We start from the raw sequence: 19,120 nt of genomic DNA on the forward strand, positions 1-19,120 counted from the left end.
GTTGCGGATTTACCGGCTGTAGCGCGGACGATCTGCGGCTTGGCCGCAGGGCCCTTGGCCGCCCACCATCGCAGGACACGCCGCAAGTACGTCCTTGTAGGCTCTTACGAGGCATCCCTGCCGCGTAAGGTCCCGCGGTGGTGAGCGGGCAAGGACCAGTCACGACGGTCGGCGTGCGTGGTTGCAGGCAGGGCATGACTTACAATGTCCGCATGAACGACAGCGCCCATATCGACTACGCCCGCTACGACCATATCCGCCCACTGCTGTGGACCGGCGATGCCCTGGAACTGCTCGACCAACGCAAGCTGCCGTTCGTGGTCGAGCATGTGCGTTGCGACACCAGCGACGCCGTGGCCGAGGCGATCCACTCGCTGGCCGTGCGCGGGGCGCCGGCGATCGGCATCGCGGCCGGGTGGGGCGTGGTACTGGCGGCGCGCGACATCGCTGCCGAGGACGGTAGTGCGGCCTTGCAGAAACTCGAACCGGCGCTGTTGCGGCTCAATGCCGCGCGTCCGACCGCGGTCAACCTGGCCTGGGCGCTGATGCGCATGCGTCGCGTGCTGGGCGCTGCCGGCGCCGACTGGCGCGAGGTGATCGCGCGCGAGGCGCAGGCCATCGCCGATGAAGACCTGGCGGCCAATCGGCAGATGGGCGCGCTTGGTGCGGCGTTGATCGACACCGGCAGCGGCGTGCTGACCCACTGCAATACCGGTTCGCTGGCCACCGCCGGTTTCGGGACCGCGCTGGGCGTGATCCGCGCCGGCGTGGCGCAGCAGCGCATCGCCAAGGTGTTTGCCGGCGAGACCCGGCCGTGGTTGCAGGGCGCGCGCCTGACCGTGTGGGAGCTGCAGCAGGACGGCATCGACGCGACCCTGATCGCCGATTCGGCCGCCTCGCATCTGATGAAGTCCGGGCTGGTGCAGTGGGTCATCGTCGGCGCCGACCGCATCTGCGCCAATGGCGATACCGCCAACAAGATCGGGACCTACCAGCTGGCGATCGCCGCGCGCCACCACGGCGTCAAGTTCATGGTGGTGGCGCCGTCGTCCACGGTCGACATGGACACCGCCAGCGGCGAGCAGATCGAGATCGAGCAGCGCGATCCGGGCGAGTTGTTCGGGGTCGGCGGCGTGCGCACGGTGGCCGATGGCATCCATGCCTGGAATCCGGTGTTCGACGTCACCCCCGGCAGCCTGATCGATGCGATCGTCACCGAACGCGGAGTGATCGTGCAGCCGGACCCGGCGCGCATGCAGGCGGCGTTCGGCGGCTGAGGCCAGTGCGGCGCGCTATCGCCGCATCGTCCCGTCAAAATCCTGCAAGTGCTTGTTTCTGGCCGGTAAACCGGCGGCATCGTGGTGCCCCTTCGTGATACAATCCGGGGCTTGAATCGATCGGCGGGAGCGTGGGGTCGGCAGCCTGTGACCAAGGCGCCCCCGACGCGGCTTTCCGGCTGGCCCGCCACCTCACTTACGGAACCCGAATGGCAGAAACCGCCAAGGAAATCATCCAGGTCAATCTGGAAGACGAGATGCGCAAGAGCTATCTCGATTACGCGATGAGCGTGATCGTGGGCCGCGCACTCCCCGATGCCCGTGATGGCCTCAAACCCGTGCACCGCCGCGTCCTGTACGCCATGCACGAGCTGGGCGCTCACAGCAACAAGGCCTACTTCAAGTCGGCGCGTATCGTCGGCGACGTCATCGGTAAGTACCACCCGCACGGCGACCAGTCGGTGTACGACACGCTGGTGCGCATGGCGCAGCCGTTCTCGCTGCGCTACATGATGGTGGACGGCCAGGGTAACTTCGGTTCGGTCGACGGCGACTCCGCCGCGGCGATGCGTTACACCGAGTCGCGCATGTCGCGGCTGGCGCATGAGCTGATGGCCGACATCGACAAGGAAACCGTCGATTTCCAGCCCAATTACGACGAAAAGGAACTGGAACCGACGGTCATGCCGACCCGGTTCCCGAGCCTGCTGGTCAATGGCTCGGCCGGTATCGCGGTGGGCATGGCCACCAATATCCCGCCGCACAACCTGACCGAGGCGATCAACGCCTGCATCGCCTTGATCGACACGCCGGAATTGGATGTCGAAGGCCTGATGGAGTACATCCCCGGTCCGGATTTCCCCACCGCCGGCATCATCAACGGCACCGCCGGCATCGCTGCCGGGTATCGCACCGGCCGTGGCCGCGTGCGCATGCGCGCCAAGGCCGACGTGGAAGTGGCCGACAATGGCCGTGAAGCGATCATCGTCACCGAGATTCCGTATCAGGTGAACAAGGCGCGGTTGATCGAGAAGATCGCCGAGCTGGTCAAGGAAAAGAAGCTCGAAGGCATCAGCGAGCTGCGCGACGAGTCCGACAAGGACGGCATGCGCATCTACATCGAGGTCAAGCGCGGCGAGTCGGCCGAGGTTGTGCTCAACAACCTGTATCAGCAGACCCAGATGGAGTCGGTGTTCGGCATCAACATGGTGGCGCTGATCGATGGCCGCCCGCAGTTGATGAACCTCAAGCAGATGCTGCAGGCGTTCATCCGCCACCGCCGCGAAGTGGTGACCCGCCGCACCATCTATGAACTGCGCAAGGCGCGTGCGCGTGCGCATGTGCTGGAAGGTCTGACCGTCGCGTTGGCCAACATCGACGAGATGATCGAGCTGATCAAGACCTCGGCCAATCCGCAGGAAGCGCGCGAGCGCATGCTGGCCAAGACCTGGGAACCGGGTCTGGTCGGCGCGCTGCTGGGCGCTGCCGGTGCCGAAGCCTCCAAGCCGGAAGACCTGGCGCCGGGCGTGGGCCTGGCCAACGGCTTGTACCAGCTCAGTGAAGTGCAGGCCTCGCAGATCCTGGAAATGCGCCTGCATCGCCTGACCGGGTTGGAGCAGGAAAAGCTGACCGACGAGTACAAGCAGTTGCTCGAGGTGATCCAGGGCCTGATCCGCATCCTGGAAAACCCGGACGTGCTGCTGCAGGTGATCCGCGACGAGCTGATCAATATTCGCGAAGAGTACGGCGACGAACGCCGCACCGAGATCCGCCACAGCGAAGAAGATCTGGACATCCTGGACCTGATTTCGCCGGAAGACGTGGTGGTGACGCTCTCGCACGCCGGCTATGCCAAGCGCCAGCCGGTGAGCGCGTATCGTGCGCAGCGCCGTGGCGGCCGTGGCCGGTCTGCGGCGGCGACCAAGGAAGAGGATTTCATCGACCAGCTGTGGCTGGTCAACACGCACGACACGCTGCTGACCTTCACCAGCAGCGGCAAGGTGTTCTGGCTGCCGGTGTACCAGCTGCCGGAGGCCGGCTCCAATGCGCGTGGTCGTCCGATCATCAACTGGATTCCGCTGGAACCGGGCGAGCGGGTGCAGGCAGTGCTGCCGGTACGCGAGTACGCCGACAACCGCTATGTGTTCTTTGCCACGCGCAACGGCACGGTCAAGAAGACCCCGTTGAGCGAATTCGCGTTCCGTCTGGCACGCGGCAAGATCGCCATCAACCTCGACGAGGGCGATGCGCTGGTCGGCGTGGCCTTGACCGATGGCGATCGCGACGTGCTGCTGTTCGCCTCCAACGGCAAGACCGTGCGCTTCGGCGAATCCACGGTGCGCTCGATGGGCCGTACCGCCACCGGCGTGCGCGGCATCCGCCTGACCAAGGGCGAAGAGGTGGTCAGCCTGATCGTGGCCGAGCGTGCCGGCGGCATCGAAGGCGATGTCGAGGACGAGGGTGTCGAGGACGTGGTGGAAAGCACGGACGGCGTCGAGGCAGAGGTGATCGACGGCGCCGAAAGCGACGACATGGCCTACATCCTCACTGCCACCGAGAACGGCTACGGCAAGCGCACCCCGCTGACCGAGTACCCGCGCAAGGGGCGCGGCACGCAGGGCGTGATCGGCATCCAGACCACCGAACGCAATGGCAAGCTGGTGCGTGCGGTGCTGCTGGGCGCCACCGACGAAGTGCTGCTGATTTCCGATGGCGGCACCCTGGTGCGCACCCGCGGTTCGGAGATCTCGCGCGTGGGTCGCAATACCCAGGGCGTGACATTGATCCGCTTGTCCAAGGGCGAAAAGCTGCAGGCGGTCGAACGCCTGGATGCCTCGCTGGAGGAGGCCGAGGATGTGCTGGACGATGCAGCGGGCGTACCGGCAGCCAGCACAGGCGAGCTGCCACCGACCGAAGCGTGATCGCAGCAGGGGAGCAACGCAGTTGAAGAAAAACGCCGGCGCACAGCCGGCGTTTTTTTATTGCACGCGGTGACATCTGCAACGCAGTGTTTTTCGACGGCGTTCGCAAAGAACGCGGCTTTTTCACCGTGGCGGGTCGAAGGTTGTCGGCGGTGCGGCGGCGTTGCGTCGCCGCAGATCGAAGAGGAACAACTGATGACGACATTGCATCGTCCTTCCCGTCGCGGCCACTGGGCGCTGGCGACGTTGGGAGGCGTGATTGGAGTGCTGGGCACCGTGCTGCTGGCAGGCGGCGTGTGGCTGGCCGCGCTGGGCGGCTCCTGGTATTACGCGCCTGCGGGCGCGGCGTTGCTGATTGCCGGCGTGCTGCTGTTTCGCGGTCGCAATGCGGGCGCATGGTGGTTTGCCGCCGTGGTGGCGGCGTCACTGCTGTGGACATGGTGGGAATCGGGCAGCGACTACTGGCGCTGGGTGCCGCGGCTGGGCTTGATCGTCGGCCTGGCGTTCGTGCTGGCGCTGCTGCTGCCGAAGCTGGAGCGCCCGGTGTCGCGCGCGGTGTCGCGCAGCGTGGCCGGCGTCCTGGCAGCGGTGTTCGTGGTGGCCTTCGCGCTCGCCTTCGTGCCGTTTGGAGTGACCGAGGCCGATGGTGTGCTGGCACATGCTGCCGCCATGGCTGCGGGCCTGGTCAAGCGCAGTGCGTCTGCATCGCCTGCAGTCTCTGATGGTCAACCGGCCAATGCACCTGCCGACGACGACTGGGCCGCGTACGGACGCAGCCAGGCCGGGCAGCGCTATTCGCCGCTGCAGCAGATCAACCGCGACAACGTGGCGCAGCTGACGCAGGCCTGGGTCTTCCACACCGGCGACCTGCCGAGCAAGCGCTGGGGTGCAGAAACCACGCCGCTGAAGGTGGGCGACAGCCTGTACCTGTGCACCGCGCGCAACCAGGTGATCGCGCTGGATGCCGCCAGTGGCAAGGAGCGTTGGCGCTACGATCCCAAGGTCAAGGACGAGGCGATTCCGTATACGGCCGCCTGCCGTGGCGTGTCGTACTACCAGGTGCCGGCGGCGGCCAACGATGCCGCGGCAGCGGCGGCGGCCGATGCGTCGGCGCTGTGCCGCACGCGCATCATCGAAGGCACGCTGGACGGCCGCCTGATCGCGCTGGATGCACGTAGCGGCAAGCCGTGTACGGACTTCGGCAACAACGGCCAGGTCGCTATCACCGCCGGCATGGGGCAGACGCCACCGGGGTATGTGTCGATCAATTCGCCGCCCGCCATCGTGCGCGGCGTGGTCGTCACCGGACATCAGGTGCTGGACGGGCAGAAGCGTTACGAGCCGTCCGGTGTGATCGAGGGTTTCGATGCGGTGACCGGCCAATTGCGCTGGGCCTGGGACATGACCCATCCGGACTGGAACGGCGCACCGCCGCCGGGCCAGACCTGGACGCGTGGCACGCCGAACATGTGGACCACCGCCGCGGCCGATGAACAGCTGGGCTATGTGTATCTGCCGATGGGCAACTCCACCGCCGATTACTGGAGCAGCTCGCGCACGCCGCAGGAGAATCGCTATGCGACCTCGCTGGTTGCGCTGGATGTCACCACCGGCAAGCCGGTATGGAATTTCCAGACCACGCATATCGATACCTGGGATTACGACCTGGGCTCGCAGCCGAGCCTGATCGACTTCCCCAAGGACGGCGTCAACGTGCCGGCGGTGTTGTTGCCGAGCAAGCAGGGCGAGTTGTACGTGCTGGATCGGCGCACCGGCAAGCCGCTGGTGGGCGTGGAGGAACGTGCAGTACCGGGTGGCGGCGTGGAGCCGCAGATGCGTGCCAGGACCCAGCCATTTTCGCTGTACCACACGCTGCGCAAGCCGGATCTGACCGAGCGCGACATGTGGGGGATGACGCCGATCGATCAGCTGGTCTGCCGCATCCAGTTCCGCAAGGCCAGCTACAAGGGCATCTACACGCCGCCGGAAGCCGACCGCCATTCGATCGAATATCCTGGTTACAACGGCGGTTCGGATTGGGGCAGCGTGTCGGTGGATCCGCAGCGCGGCGTGATCGTGGCCAACTACAACGACATGCCCAACTACAACCTGCTGGTGCCGCGCGCCAAGGCCGACAAGCTGGGCTGGGCGCCGCGCGATGAGGTGCGTGGCGATACGGGGGGCGCAGAAGGCGCGGGCGATCCGCAGGCCGGCACGCCGTATGCGATCAACGTCAATGCGGGCTGGCGTTTGCCGTTCACCAAGCTGCTGTGCAAGCAGCCGCCGTATGGCGGCATCCGTGCGATCGACCTGGCCAGCGGCAAGACGCTGTGGGACCGTCCGTTCGGCAGCGCACGCGGCAATGGTCCGTTCGGTATCCGTTCGGGTCTGCCGATCGAGATCGGCACGCCGAACAATGGCGGTTCGGTGGTGACGGCCGGCGGATTGATCTTCATTGCCGCAGCCACCGACGACCTGATCCGCGCCATCGATCTGGCCACCGGCAAGGAGCTGTGGCATGCCAAGCTGCCGGCCGGCGGCCAGGCCAACCCGATGGTGTACGCCTACAACGGCCGCGAGTATCTGGTGATCATGGCCGGCGGCCACCACTTCATGGAGACGCCTGCAGGTGATGCCGTGGTGGCCTACGCGCTGCCGCAAAAGGCACCGTGATGCACGCAGCGAGCGAATGCGCTAGCTGAGGCTTGCTAGCCACTCCCGAAGCCTGAAACGAAAAGCGCACCGCAAGCGGTGCGCTTTTTTCATGGGCAATCGCATCGTGGCCAAACAACATGCATCTACCTGTTGACCTAACAGAACCCCGCATCCACGCTCTTACGATTCCCGATTCCCGATTCCCGATTCCCGATTCCCGAATCACCCGACGTTGGCAGCGGCCGCATCTTCCATCACCGCATCGCGCACATCCTGCGCGAGCGTCGCCTTGACGATGATCGAGCGGATGGCATCGGTGGCATCCGACAGCGGCACATCGCTGCCCAGGCGCTGGAAGGTATCGCGGCTGTTATAGCCGGACCCATCCTTCAGGTAATGGTCGTACATCGACAGCAGGTCCTGGCAGGCGGTGATCAGCGCTGCGACATTGCCGCGCAACAAGGCATAACCGATCTGGTCGAAGCTGTGCAGGCAATCGGCCAGCCAGTGCAGGTCGTAGCGGGCCGTGGCCGGTTCCGGCGCCGTGTGGCCGCGGCTGTAGGCGCTGTAGCGGCGCAGGCTGCGTGCCACCCGTGCGACGTGCGTGAACAACGTGCCGATTTCGTTGGCGATATCCAGCCGCTGCACCATCACCATCGGAATCACCTGGCTGTCAGCGGCCGGCGCCTGTTCGGCTGCTGTCTGTTCCCGCTGTTCCAGCGATTGCTTGAGCACGGTATAGCTGCGCTGCAGCGATTCCAGTTCCAGCGCGCTGGCGGCCGCGCGCGCCTTCAGCTGCGAGAGCGCGGCCTGGTAGCGGGCCAGGCTGTCCTGCGTGCTGGCGAGCTGGCCGGATTCGGCGCGCAGCTGCCGGCCACGCACGAACGCCAGCACGGTGGCAATCAGCGCCCAGAGCGCGAATGCAGGCACCAGGTAGATCAAGATGCCCATGGAGATTCCTCAAAACGTTGCATACCTTGTCGGCCTGCACGCCGCGGACTTGAGGGCAATCGTCGGGAATGTGATGGATGACGATGTCCCCCGCTTGCATCCTGATGCCGGAAGCTCTCACCGCCCCCTGACGAACGGCACGTGGCGGGCGGTATCCAGGCATGCTCGAATCAGCGCACTCGCCAGCCCGGAGCCTTGCATGCGCAGATGGATCGATCGCTGGCCGCCAATGCTGCGGGGCATCGGCTCAGTGGGACTGCTCTGGGCGTTGCTGTATGCCACCGCGCATGCCGCGCCACCCGTGCCGCCATCGGCACCGGTGCAGGTGGGTTACAGCGAAGCCACGGATCTGTTCAACCTGCTGGATAACCTGTCGGACTGGTTGCCGGGTTTTACGGTGCCCGTGTATCGCAGCTATTTCGAAACCCATGGAGGGCTGGATCAGGCCGATCGCGCAGCACTGGTCGCCTATGCAGATTTCCGCCGCCGCACCTCGGGGCTGGCAAAGGGCGACGATCCGGAAGTGCTTGACCGTGTGTTTGCGCCAGAGGCCACCCGTGATGTGGATCCTTTCTCGCGGCATTTCCTCGGGGATGCAGAATTCGAGGCTGCAGCGGGCGCCGCCATTGCGGAGCAGTCGGCGGATGACCAGACGATGTTGCGTGCGTATCTTGCCCGCTTCGTTCCACGCGCCAGGCGGCTGGTCACAGCCGCCCCCCGTTTCGAGCAACAGGCGCGCATGCTGCGCGAGGAACTTTCCAACCCCGCCGTTGCGCGGTTGGCGTCGCAGATGCGGGCGTTCTTTGCGGTGCCGGAGCCTGCGGTGTTCCAGGCAAGATTCGTCTGGTGGCCGGAGCCGGACACCACCCAGGCCAAGGTACGCGGACGCACCATGCTGCTGTATGCGCAGCAGGATGCGCTCGCCGGCACGGCCTCGATGGACTGGGCGCCGATCGTGTTGCACGAATTGAGTCATCACCTGTCTGCGGGGCAACCATCGGCGCGTAAACGCCTGCTCGCTGCCAACTTCATGCGGCTGTGTCCGGGTGCGGCCAGCTTGCCGAACCCGCTCAACGCGCTGGAAGAACCACTGGCGATCTATTGGGGACAGTATCGCTTTGAGCAGGCGGTGCGCGGGCGTTCGCTGCCGCCGTCATCGCAGTGGTATATCCAGGCGCACGCCGATCGCGCGGCGAAGGCGATCGCAGCCGCCTATCCGGCAAGCGGGGCGGCGCCGGCGCTCGATGACGACGCATTGCTGGCTGCTGCTGCATCGGCCTGCCAGTAGACAGTGATGGAAATGAAAGCCGCTGACAGAATGTAGCGGCCAGTCGGCGCGTGCTGCGGACAGCGCGCCTAGAACCAGTGATGTAGGCGTGGTAAGTGCCGACAGCGTGCAGCGTACACGCTGCCGGCGAAACCGCGGCCGAGGATCCTCAGCCGAGAATCCCCGGCAGATCCAGGCCTTTTTGCCTGGCGCAGTCGGTGGCGATGGCGTAGCCGGCATCGGCGTGGCGCATCACGCCGGTGGCCGGGTCGTTCCAGAGCACGCGCTCCAGGCGCCTGTCGGCGGCCTCGCTGCCGTCGCAGACGATGACCATGCCGGCATGTTGCGAAAACCCCATGCCGACGCCGCCGCCGTGGTGCAGCGACACCCAGGTGGCACCGGAGGCGGTATTGAGCAGCGCGTTGAGCAACGGCCAGTCGGAGACCGCATCCGAGCTGTCGGCCATGGCTTCGGTTTCGCGGTTGGGCGAGGCCACGCTGCCCGAATCCAGGTGGTCGCGGCCGATCACCACCGGCGCCTTGAGCTCGCCGCTGCGCACCATCGCATTGAAGGCCAGACCGAGCCGGTGGCGGTCACCCAAACCGACCCAGCAGATCCGCGCAGGCAGGCCCTGGAAGGCGATCTTGTCGGCCGCCATGTCGAGCCAGCGGTGCAGATGCGTATCGTCGGGAATGAGTTCCTTGACCTTGGCATCGGTCCTGGCGATGTCGTCCGGATCGCCGCTGAGCGCGACCCAGCGGAACGGCCCGATCCCGCGACAGAACAGCGGCCGGATGTAGGCGGGCACGAAGCCGGGGAAGTCGAATGCGTTGTCTACGCCTGCTTCCAGCGCCATCTGGCGCAGGTTGTTGCCGTAGTCGACGGTGGGCACGCCCAGGGCATGGAAGGTGAGCATGGCGCGGACGTGGTTGGCCATCGCCTCGCGCGCGGCCGCTTCCACCTGCTTCGGTGCGGACACGCGCTTGGCGTCCCATTCCTCCACCGTCCAGCCCTGCGGCAGGTAGCCGTTGACCGGGTCGTGCGCGGAGGTCTGGTCGGTCAGCAGGTCCGGCTTGACTCCACGTAGCAGCAGTTCGTCCAGCACGTCTGCGACATTGCCGAGCAGGCCGACCGACATCGGCTTCTTGGCCGTGCACGATTCCTCGACCAGGCGCAGCGCTTCGTCCAGGTCGTCGGTCCAGGTGTCCAGATAGCCGGTGCGCAGGCGCATGTCGATGCTGGAACGGCGGCATTCCACCGCCAGGCACGAGGCGCCGGCCATCACCGCAGCCAGCGGCTGCGCGCCACCCATGCCGCCGAGGCCACCGGTGAACAACCAGCGCCCGGACAGGTTGCCGCCGTAATGCTGGCGGCCCATCTCCACGAAGGTCTCGTAGGTGCCCTGCACGATGCCTTGTGCGCCGATGTAGATCCAGCTGCCGGCGGTCATCTGGCCGTACATCGCCAGACCTTTTTTATCCAGTTCGTTGAAGTGGTCCCAGGTGGCCCAGCGCGGCACCAGGTTGGAATTGGCGATCAGCACGCGTGGCGCATCGGCATGCGTGCGGAACACGCCGACCGGCTTGCCGGACTGCACCAGCAAGGTCCGGTCATCCTCCAGGCGGGTGAGCGCGGCGACGATCGCATCGAAGGATTCCCAGTCGCGCGCGGCGCGGCCGATGCCGCCGTAGACCACCAGCTCCTGCGGGCGCTCGGCCACGTCCGGGTCCAGATTGTTCATCAGCATGCGCAGCGGCGCTTCGGTGAGCCAGCTCCTGGCGGTGAGCGTGGTGCCGGTGGCGGCGCGGATGACGCGGGTTGCATCGTGACGGGTCATGCCGGTTTCCTTGCAATCAACGGTGCGCCGCAGGCGGCGTGGTGTCGGAGGACTGAGCGCTGTCGGCGGCAAATTGCAGGCAGGCCAGCAGCACGTGCCGCAGCACCGCGCGCAGCGCGACTGCATGCGCGGGGAGCCAGGGCGTCGGCCAGTTCTGCGGGGTGATCGCGTCCGGCTCGCGCATGTAGCCGCGGCATGCCAGCTCCATCTGCAGCGTATGCACGCCCTGCTCGGGCTGCGCATAGTGGCGGGTGATCCAGCCGCCCTTGAAGCGCCCGTTGCGCACGGTGCTCGAGCCGCTGCTGCGGCACAGCCGCTCCACCGCATCGGCCAGCGCCGGAGCGCAGCTGCGGTCGTCGTTGCTGCCGATGTTGAACTGCGGCAGCTCGCCATCGAACAGATGCGGGATGAAGGAGCGGATCGAGTGCGCGTCGTACACCACGATTCGGGGATGTAGCCGACGCAGGCGCGCGATTTCGTCGGCAATCGCCGCGTGATAGGGGTCGAACCAGCGCGTGCGGCGCCAGGCGATCTGCGCTTGGTCGGGTTCGGCGCCATCGGCATACAGCGGCTGGTTGTCGAAGGTGGTCAGCGGACACAGGCCGGTGGTGTTCTGGCCCGGATACAACGACGCCCCGCTGGGGTCGCGGTTGACGTCGATCACCGAGCGACAGATCGCGGTGCGCACGGTGGTGGCGCCCAGCGATTGCGCAAAGTCATACAGCTGATGCACCCACCAGTCGGCATCGCGACGTGCCAGCCAGGGGGAGACGAACTGGTCCACCAGCGCGTCGGGCAGCTCGGTGCCGGTATGCGGGAAGCTGAGGATCAGCGGCGCATCGCCGCGGTGGATGTCGAGCCAGGGCAGGGCGCTCATGCGGCGTCTCGCATCATGCCTGCTGCTCCACGCCTGGCAATGCCGTGGCAACCGCCTGCGCAAGTGCACCCGAACGCACCAACGCGCTGGCCGCCAGCATGTCGGGGTGGAAATAGCGGTCGTCCTGCAAGGTGGGCACCTGCGCGCGCAGCAACGCGCGTGCGGCTTCCAGTGCGGCGCTTGAGCGCAGCGGCGCATGGAAGTCGCAGCCTTGCGCGGCCGCCAGCAGTTCGATGCCGATCACGTGTGCGGCGTTCTCGGCCATCGCCAGCAAGCGCCGCGCGCCATGCGCGGCCATCGATACATGATCTTCCTGATTGGCCGAAGTCGGAATCGAATCGACACTGGCCGGATACGCGCGTTGCTTGTTCTCCGACACCAGCGCCGCAGCGGTGACCTGCGGAATCATGAAACCGGAATTCAGGCCCGGGCGCGGGGTGAGAAACGCCGGCAGGCCCGACAACGCCGGGTCGACCAGCATCGCGGTGCGGCGTTCGCTGATCGAGCCGATTTCGCACACCGCCATCGCCAGCATGTCGGCTGCGAAGGCCACCGGCTCGGCATGGAAGTTGCCGCCGGACAAGGCCTCGCCGGTATCGCTGAACACCAGCGGGTTATCCGAGACCCCGTTGGCCTCGATCTCCAGCGTGCGTGCGGCCTGGCGCATGATGTCCAGCGCCGCGCCCATCACCTGCGGCTGGCAGCGCAGGCAGTACGGATCCTGCACGCGCACATCGCCCAGCCGGTGCGATTCGCGAATGCTCGAATCGGCCATCAGCGCGCGCAGTGCCGCAGCGGTGGCGATCTGCCCGGGCTGGCCGCGCAGGGCATGGATACGCGCATCGAATGGCGTGTCCGAGCCCTTGGCCGCTTCCACCGACAAGGCGCCAGTGACCAGCGCGGCCTGCAGCACGGTCTCGATCTCGAACAGGCCGGCCAATGCGCAGGCGGTGGAGAACTGGGTGCCGTTGAGCAGCGCCAGGCCTTCCTTGGCGCCCAGCACGCGCGGCTGCAACTGCACCTGCGCAAGCGCGTCGGCGGCAGGCAGGCGTTGCCCGCCGACGAAGGCCTCACCGACGCCGATCATCACCGCGGCCAGATGCGACAACGGCGCCAGATCGCCGGATGCGCCCACCGAACCCTGGCAGGGCACCACCGGCGTGATGCCTGTACGCAGCATCGCCTCCAGCAATGCCAGCGTGCCCGGCTGCACGCCCGAGGCGCCCTGGGCCAGGCTGGTGAGCTTGAGCGCCATCATCAGCCGGACCACCGGCACCGGCGTGGGCTCGCCGACGCCGGCCGCGTGCGAGAGCACGATATTGCGCTGCAGGGTCTGCAGGTCCTCGCGCTCGATGCGCACGCTGGCCAGCTTGCCGAAGCCGGTATTGACGCCATAGACCGGCTCGCCGCGCGCCACGATGGCCTCCACCGTCTGCGCGCTGCGCAGCACCGCGGCCGCGCAGGCGTCGTCCAGCACGACCTCGGCGCCGCGATACAGCGCACGCCACTGCGCCAGCGTGACCTGGCCGGGCTGCAGGACAACAGATGCACTCATGAGGACTCCGGATTCAGCAGGAATGCCCGCGCCAGACGCGGGCATGAAGAGGATTGAAGCCCATGCGGTAGACCAGGTCGGCCGGCGCATCGATGTCCCAGATCGCCAGGTCGCAGTGCATGCCGGCACGCAGCCGACCGAGCCGCTCGCCGCGCCCCAGCGCGCGTGCGGCGTGCCGGGTGAAGCCGGCAATGCACTCGTCCACGGTCATGCGGAACAGCGTGGCGGCCATGTTCATCGCCAGCAGCGGGCTGGTCAGCGGCGAGGTGCCGGGGTTGCAGTCGGTGGCCAGGGCCAGCGGCACGCCGGCGGCGCGCAGCGCAGCGATCGGCGGCAGTTGGGTATCGCGGGTGAAATAGAACGCGCCGGGCAACAGCACCGCGACCGTGCCGGCGCCGGCCATCGCGGCAACGCCGGCGTCATCCAGGTATTCGACGTGATCGGCCGACAAGGCGCCATGGCGTGCGGCCAGTTGCGCGCCGTGCTGGTTGCTCAGTTGCTCGGCATGGATCTTGACGTGCAAGCCGTGCGCCTGCGCGGCGAGGAAGACCTGTTCGGCCTGCGCGGGCGAGAACGCCAGGTGTTCGCAGAACACGTCCACCGCCTCGGCCAGGCCTTGCGCGGCAATCGCTGGAATCATCTGCGTGCAGACGGCGTCGATGTAGCCTTGCGCATCGCCGCCCGGTGGCACCGCGTGCGCGCCGAGGAAGGTCGGCACCACTTCGACCTTGCGCAGCGTAGCGAGCTGACGTGCCACGCGCAGCTGCTTGGTTTCGTCCTCCAGCGTCAGCCCGTAGCCGGATTTGATTTCCAGCGTGGTCACGCCCTCGGCGAGCATCGCGTCCAGGCGCGGCAGGCTGGCGGCCAGCAGCGCTGCGTCATCGGCGGCACGGGTGGCGCGCACCGTGGCCACGATGCCGCCGCCGGCTGCGGCAATCTCGGCATAACTGGCACCGCGCAGGCGTTGCTCGAACTCGTTGGCGCGATTGCCTGCGTACACCAGATGGGTATGGCAATCGATCAGGCCGGGGCTGATCCAGCGGCGCTGGCAATCGTGCGCAATGTCCGGCTTCAACGCCGGCGCCTGCGCGGCCGGGCCGGCATAGGCGATGCGGCCGTCCTGGCAGGCCAGAATGCCATCGTCCACGATGCCCAGGCCGCCATCGGCCGCGTCCAGGGTCATCAGCCGTGCGTTGTGCCAGAGGACGTCGCAATACATGGCGCAGGCTCATGCTGTCTGATATGTATATACAATAGAACCGGCAATCGAGGGTGTCCAGTGGCAGACCAACAGGTGCAGGCGTTGTGGGCAGCGCGGGCGCTCCTGCCCGATGGCTGGGCTGGCGATGTGCGGATCACGCTGGCGCAAGGGCGCATCGCCACGGTGCAGGCCGATCGCGCACCTGTCGCCGGCGATACCCGGGTCACGCTGCTGCTGCCCGGGCTGGGCAACCTGCACAGCCACGCGTTCCAGCGCGGCATGGCCGGCCTGACCGAGGTGGGCGGGCGCAGCGGCGACAGTTTCTGGAGCTGGCGCGAGCTGATGTACCGCTTCGTCGACCGGCTCGATCCCGACAGCCTGCAGGCGATCGCCGAACAGGCCTATGTGGAAATGCTCGAAAGCGGCTTCACCCGCGTCGGCGAATTCCACTACTTGCACCACAGCCCCGGTGGTGCGGCGTATGCGCAGGCCGGTGAAATGTCCGCGCGCATCGCCGCTGCCGCCGCCACTACCGGCATCGGGCTGACGCTGTTGCCGGTGTTCTATGCGCATTCGGATTTCGGCGGCCTCGCGCCCAGCGCAGCCCAGCGTCGTTTGATCCATGACATCGATGGTTTCGCGCGGTTGCTGGACGACTGCAGGCGCAGCCTCACGGCGTTGCCGGATGCCGTGCTTGGGCTGGCGCCGCACAGCCTGCGCGCGGTCACGCCGGAGCAGCTGGCAGCGTTGGTGCCGCTTACCGATGGCCCGATCCATATCCATATCGCCGAGCAGCAGCGCGAGGTCGAGGCCTGCTTGGCCTGGTCGGGCCAGCGCCCGGTGCAGTGGTTGCTGACCAACGCACCGGTGGATGCGCGCTGGTGCCTGGTGCATGCCACGCACGTGGACGCGAGCGAGCTGCAGGCCATCGCCGGCAGCGGCGCGGTGGTCGGGCTGTGCCCGATCACCGAGGCGAATCTGGGCGATGGCGTGTTCCCGATGCAGGCATTTGCCGCCGCGGGCGGGCGCTTTGGCGTGGGTTCGGATTCGAATGTCCTGATCGACGCGGCCGAAGAACTGCGCCTGCTCGAATACGGCCAGCGTCTGCAGCTGCAGGCGCGCAATGTGCTGGCGCAGGCGGGTACCTCGAGCGGGCGCTGGCTGTTCGACCAGGCGGGCGAGGGCGCGGCGCAGGCCTTGGGCATTGCTCACACTGGCATCCGGGTCGGCGCATCGGCCGATCTGCTGGAGCTGGACCCGGCCCATCCGGCGCTGCTGGCGCGCGATGACGATGCGCTGCTGGACAGTTGGCTGTTCGCCGCGCGCGGCGGTGCGGTGCGCACTGTCTGGCGCGCCGGGCGGCCGGTGGTGCGTGACGGGCGCCATGTGGATCGCGCGCGGATTGCCACGCGTTTTGCCGGCGTTTTGCGAGCGCTGCTGAGCAAATGAGCCGATACGCGCACAATGCAGGTCTGACCGGAGACCCGCTTTGACCGCCACCCCCATCGCCGCGCCCGGCACCCTGCATCAACGCATCCGGCAGGATCTGGAACAACGCATCCACAGTGGCGACTGGCCGCCCGGTCACCGTGTGCCGCCCGAACACGAGTTGATGGCGCAATACGCTTGTTCGCGGATGACCGTGAACAAGGTGCTCGGCCTGCTTGCCGATGCCGGCATGATCGAACGCCGCCGCCGCACCGGCTCCTTCGTGGCGCGCCCGCATCCGCATCTGGAGCAGGTCGCCTTGTCGATTCCCGACATCGAAGTGGAAATGACCGCGCGCGGCCACGTCTACGCGTTCTCGCTGGTGTCGCGGCGGCTGCGCAACCCGCGCCTGCGCGTGCCGCAGGAGCGTGCCCTGGGCAGCAGCGGCAAGCTGCTGGCGCTGGAAAGCGTGCACTTGGCAGACGGCAGCCCATTCGCGCTGGAACAGCGGGTGATCGACACCACCACCGTGCCCGAGGCATTGCTGCAGCCGTTCACCGACGTGGCGCCGGGCAGTTGGTTGCTGCGCAACGTGCCGTGGACGCGCGCCGAGCACCGCATCAGCGCCGCCAGTGCGGACGCCGCGCAAGCCGAACGCCTGCAGGTGGACGATGGCACGGCCTGCCTGGTCATCGATCGCCACACCTGGCGCGGCGACCAGCCGGTCACCTACGTGCGTCAATTGTTTCTGGGCGGGTCTTATGACCTGGTGGCGCGGTTTGCGCCGGGAATGCGCTGACCCTCAGAGGCTAAGTGCAAGTGGGCGGCCCAAGGCATGCATCAGATCGTCGTGCACTGCCGCCAGCGCACCGGTTCGTCCACGCCGGGCCGGGGATTGAGCTGCACGCGCACGGTGCGCAGGTACGGGTAGCGCTGCAGTTCGCGGCAGATCAGCGGCCACGCCGCAGCGTCTTCGACCGAGCGATCCACCGCCAGCGTTGCCTGGGTGATCCAGATGCCGCGCACCAGGCCGGGCGTCCGAGCCAGCGCCTTTGACACCTCGCGTTGATAGCCCTGCACGGTTACCGCATCCGGTTCGGCAGCGCCTGCCAGCGGCATCGATGCAGGCGCCGCGGCTGTCGGCGGTGCTGGCTGTTGCGAGGGTGTGCGCTGCGGTGCCGGGATTGCAGCGACCGATTCGGCAACGCGCGAAGTGGCCACCAGTGCGGCCTGCTGTGTTGGCACGGGCGGCTGCGCCGGCTGCAGCGCCAGCACCGCAACCAGGGCCAGGGTCGCCAGCGCTGCACCGGCACCGAGGCTGTGACGGATCGCGCGGCGGCGCGCCATGCGGACCACCCCGGCTTCCACATCGCCCGGCAGATACGGCTTGAGCAAGGGCCACAGGCGCGTGCCATCCAGCACTTCGATGGACTGCCTCTCGGCGGCGGCCATGCCTTCGCGTTCCATCCGGCCTTCGGTCACCATCACGCCGCCGCCCGCGCCGGCCAGCCGCGCCATCGCACCCAGCTCGTTCACCGCTGCCACGCCGATGCGGTAGCTGCGCCCATGCTTGCAGGCCACCAGGCGGGTGCCTTGTCCGGTGCGCATCATGAATTCGGCCGTCGGCAGGCCGTCCTGCGGGACCTGGGTCGGTTGCCAACCGCGTTGCTCCTGCAGCACGCGCAGCACCACGCCGGAAAAGTCGCGCCAGTGCATGGCCGCCAGTGCATGCACGCCCTCGGTGGTTTCGTCGGCACGGCGGCGCACCAGCCATACATAGGCGCACACCGCCAGCCAGAGCAGCAGGGAAGCCACGAGCGCCACAATCCAGGGAGGCATGAGCATCAAGCGAAGGGATGGCGCATATGACGAAGCGGTGCGCTTAGAAGAATCCTTCGCGGTAGGTTCGTCAATGGATCGGCGACAGTGATCGCACGCGCCGTGATCCAGGCAGCAGAAGACCCGCCAGTCCGAAGCCGTGAGGGGAGGGGAGCAAACGGACTTCGTAATGCAGGACTGGCGGGCCCTTCCCGATTGTCTAAAAAATCATGCTGCTTTGCAACATTGCCGAACTGTCTTATTCACCATCAAATGCAGCATTGTTTGAGGTGGCGCTGCCGGTGGTGGTGCCTGCGCCGGTGGTGTCGCTGCTGGCGGCCTGCGCTGCCTGGTTGGCGGTGCGGTTGGCGCGCTTGGTCGCGGCGGTATTGGCACGCACCTGGGCCTTGAGCGATTCCACCTCGCGACGCAGGTTTTCCAGTTCGTCCTGCTCGGGGATGTTGAGCGTGCGCAAGACCCCCTTGACGCGTTCGTCGAAGGCCTTGCCCAGCTTGTCCCAGCCGCGCACGGCGGTGTCGCGTGCCTGCTCGAACTGGGTTTCCACCTCTTCGCGCAGCTCGTCGACGCTTTCGGCCGCCTTGCGCTGGCCGCTGCGCTCGTACGCTGCGCCTTCGCGCACCAGCGAGTCGAACAACTTGCCCCCCTCGCTCTGCACCCGACCCAGCGCACCGAGCCCGGCCAGCCATACCGTCTGTGCCGATTCACCGAGCCGGCGCGAAATCTGTTCTGCCTGCGCCTGGAAGCCGTGCGCTGCATCGTCGCGCTTGCCGTTCTGATCGTATCCGGTCGTCATGGAATGCTCCTGTTGGGTTGCCAAGTGACGTTGCCTTCACCCTAGTCCGGGCACTGCATCGAGCAGGTGAAGCACCCATGAAGCATCCCCCTGCAACGGACAGCGCGGCTGACTTGTTGCTGAAGCGATAGTGCAGTCAGGCCGAGCCAGGCGATCAGACCCGATCATCGGCGCTGCACGCTCAGGCGAGTTTTTCGGCCAGCAGGCGACGGATCTCCGATTCCACCATCGGCTGCATCGCCGACAACAGGAAGCCAAGCTCGGCGGTGACATGCACCTGCTGCGGCAACAGGGCGATCGCCCCATCCACGCCGGCACGCGCGATACGCAAGGTATCGCCTTCCCAGTGCGAGGCGACGCCGTAGCGATCGGTCAGCTTGCGGGCCGCCGCGTCGATCGCTGCGCGGGCCTGGGCCGGCGACAGGGCATGGTCGTGGCGGATATCGATGCTGGACATGGGTTCCATGGAAAAGACGAAAGGAGCGCGCATTGTGCGCATGCGCGCGCCAGGCTCCAAGT

The 19,120-nt window shown here is 67.0% G+C and carries 14 protein-coding genes; 6 read left to right on the forward strand and 8 right to left on the reverse strand.

Features of this window, described 5'->3' with window-relative positions; all coding sequences use genetic code 11:
- Positions 1 to 212: 212 nt before the first annotated feature.
- The 3 genes from mtnA (at position 213) to EO139_RS17165 (ending at position 6,871) form a co-directional block, all read left to right on the forward strand.
- Positions 213 to 1,277 carry an S-methyl-5-thioribose-1-phosphate isomerase gene (gene mtnA, locus EO139_RS17155; RefSeq protein WP_104582814.1) on the forward strand — a complete coding sequence of 355 codons (1,065 nt, stop codon included), beginning with the start codon at positions 213 to 215 and terminating at the stop codon, positions 1,275 to 1,277.
- Between the two features lie 209 nt (positions 1,278 to 1,486).
- Complete coding sequence (gene gyrA / locus EO139_RS17160) at positions 1,487 to 4,198, forward strand: DNA gyrase subunit A (protein ID WP_115676691.1); 2,712 nt, start codon at positions 1,487 to 1,489, stop codon at positions 4,196 to 4,198.
- Positions 4,199 to 4,393: 195 nt separating this feature from the next.
- Positions 4,394 to 6,871: a membrane-bound PQQ-dependent dehydrogenase, glucose/quinate/shikimate family gene (locus EO139_RS17165; RefSeq protein ID WP_126971608.1), complete on the forward strand. Its 2,478-nt coding sequence runs from the start codon at positions 4,394 to 4,396 to the stop codon at positions 6,869 to 6,871.
- A 204-nt stretch (positions 6,872 to 7,075) separates the two neighbouring features.
- Here the strand turns inward: EO139_RS17165 and EO139_RS17170 are convergent, their stop codons facing one another.
- On the reverse strand, positions 7,076 to 7,804 hold the full coding sequence (locus EO139_RS17170; protein WP_104582817.1) for a hypothetical protein: 729 nt from the start codon (positions 7,802 to 7,804) through the stop codon (positions 7,076 to 7,078).
- Here EO139_RS17170 and EO139_RS17175 point away from each other — a divergent pair.
- Positions 7,803 to 9,092, forward strand: a complete 1,290-nt coding sequence (locus EO139_RS17175; RefSeq protein WP_241235976.1) for a hypothetical protein — start codon at positions 7,803 to 7,805, stop codon at positions 9,090 to 9,092. The two genes, EO139_RS17170 and EO139_RS17175, sit on opposite strands and share 2 nt — an antisense overlap.
- A 148-nt stretch (positions 9,093 to 9,240) precedes the next feature.
- On the opposite strand, the gene hutU is transcribed toward EO139_RS17175, so the two are convergent.
- Genes hutU through hutI form a run of 4 tightly spaced genes read right to left on the reverse strand, consistent with a single transcriptional unit; the run spans position 9,241 to position 14,559 of the window.
- Complete coding sequence (gene hutU / locus EO139_RS17180; RefSeq protein ID WP_126971610.1) at positions 9,241 to 10,908, reverse strand: urocanate hydratase; 1,668 nt, start codon at positions 10,906 to 10,908, stop codon at positions 9,241 to 9,243.
- Positions 10,909 to 10,924: 16 nt separating this feature from the next.
- On the reverse strand, positions 10,925 to 11,785 hold the full coding sequence (gene hutG / locus EO139_RS17185; protein ID WP_104582819.1) for an N-formylglutamate deformylase: 861 nt from the start codon (positions 11,783 to 11,785) through the stop codon (positions 10,925 to 10,927).
- A 13-nt stretch (positions 11,786 to 11,798) separates the two neighbouring features.
- Positions 11,799 to 13,340, reverse strand: a complete 1,542-nt coding sequence (gene hutH, locus EO139_RS17190) for a histidine ammonia-lyase (protein WP_104582820.1) — start codon at positions 13,338 to 13,340, stop codon at positions 11,799 to 11,801.
- Positions 13,341 to 13,353: 13 nt separating this feature from the next.
- Positions 13,354 to 14,559 carry an imidazolonepropionase gene (gene hutI / locus EO139_RS17195; RefSeq protein WP_104582821.1) on the reverse strand — a complete coding sequence of 402 codons (1,206 nt, stop codon included), beginning with the start codon at positions 14,557 to 14,559 and terminating at the stop codon, positions 13,354 to 13,356.
- Positions 14,560 to 14,619: 60 nt separating this feature from the next.
- Here hutI and EO139_RS17200 point away from each other — a divergent pair, with 60 nt between their 5' ends.
- Positions 14,620 to 15,990, forward strand: coding sequence for a formimidoylglutamate deiminase (locus tag EO139_RS17200; protein WP_164739897.1), 1,371 nt, complete (start codon positions 14,620 to 14,622; stop codon positions 15,988 to 15,990).
- Positions 15,991 to 16,030: 40 nt separating this feature from the next.
- Entirely contained in the window at positions 16,031 to 16,768 is a 738-nt protein-coding gene (gene hutC / locus EO139_RS17205) for a histidine utilization repressor (protein ID WP_104582823.1), read from the forward strand.
- 41 nt (positions 16,769 to 16,809) lie between these two features.
- On the opposite strand, the gene EO139_RS17210 is transcribed toward hutC, so the two are convergent.
- The 3 genes from EO139_RS17210 to EO139_RS17220 form a co-directional block, all read right to left on the reverse strand.
- Positions 16,810 to 17,814 carry a restriction endonuclease gene (locus EO139_RS17210; protein WP_104582824.1) on the reverse strand — a complete coding sequence of 335 codons (1,005 nt, stop codon included), beginning with the start codon at positions 17,812 to 17,814 and terminating at the stop codon, positions 16,810 to 16,812.
- Positions 17,815 to 18,046: 232 nt separating this feature from the next.
- Positions 18,047 to 18,601, reverse strand: coding sequence for a phasin family protein (locus tag EO139_RS17215; RefSeq protein ID WP_104582825.1), 555 nt, complete (start codon positions 18,599 to 18,601; stop codon positions 18,047 to 18,049).
- A gap of 181 nt (positions 18,602 to 18,782) precedes the next feature.
- Positions 18,783 to 19,058 (reverse strand): polyhydroxyalkanoic acid system family protein, encoded by a 276-nt coding sequence (locus EO139_RS17220; protein ID WP_102596972.1) that lies wholly within the window; start codon positions 19,056 to 19,058, stop codon positions 18,783 to 18,785.
- Between the last annotated feature and the right edge of the window lie 62 nt (positions 19,059 to 19,120).

Source organism: Xanthomonas sp. BRIP62411 (genome assembly GCF_003993525.1).
Classification (GTDB): Bacteria; Pseudomonadota; Gammaproteobacteria; order Xanthomonadales; family Xanthomonadaceae; genus Xanthomonas; species Xanthomonas euroxanthea.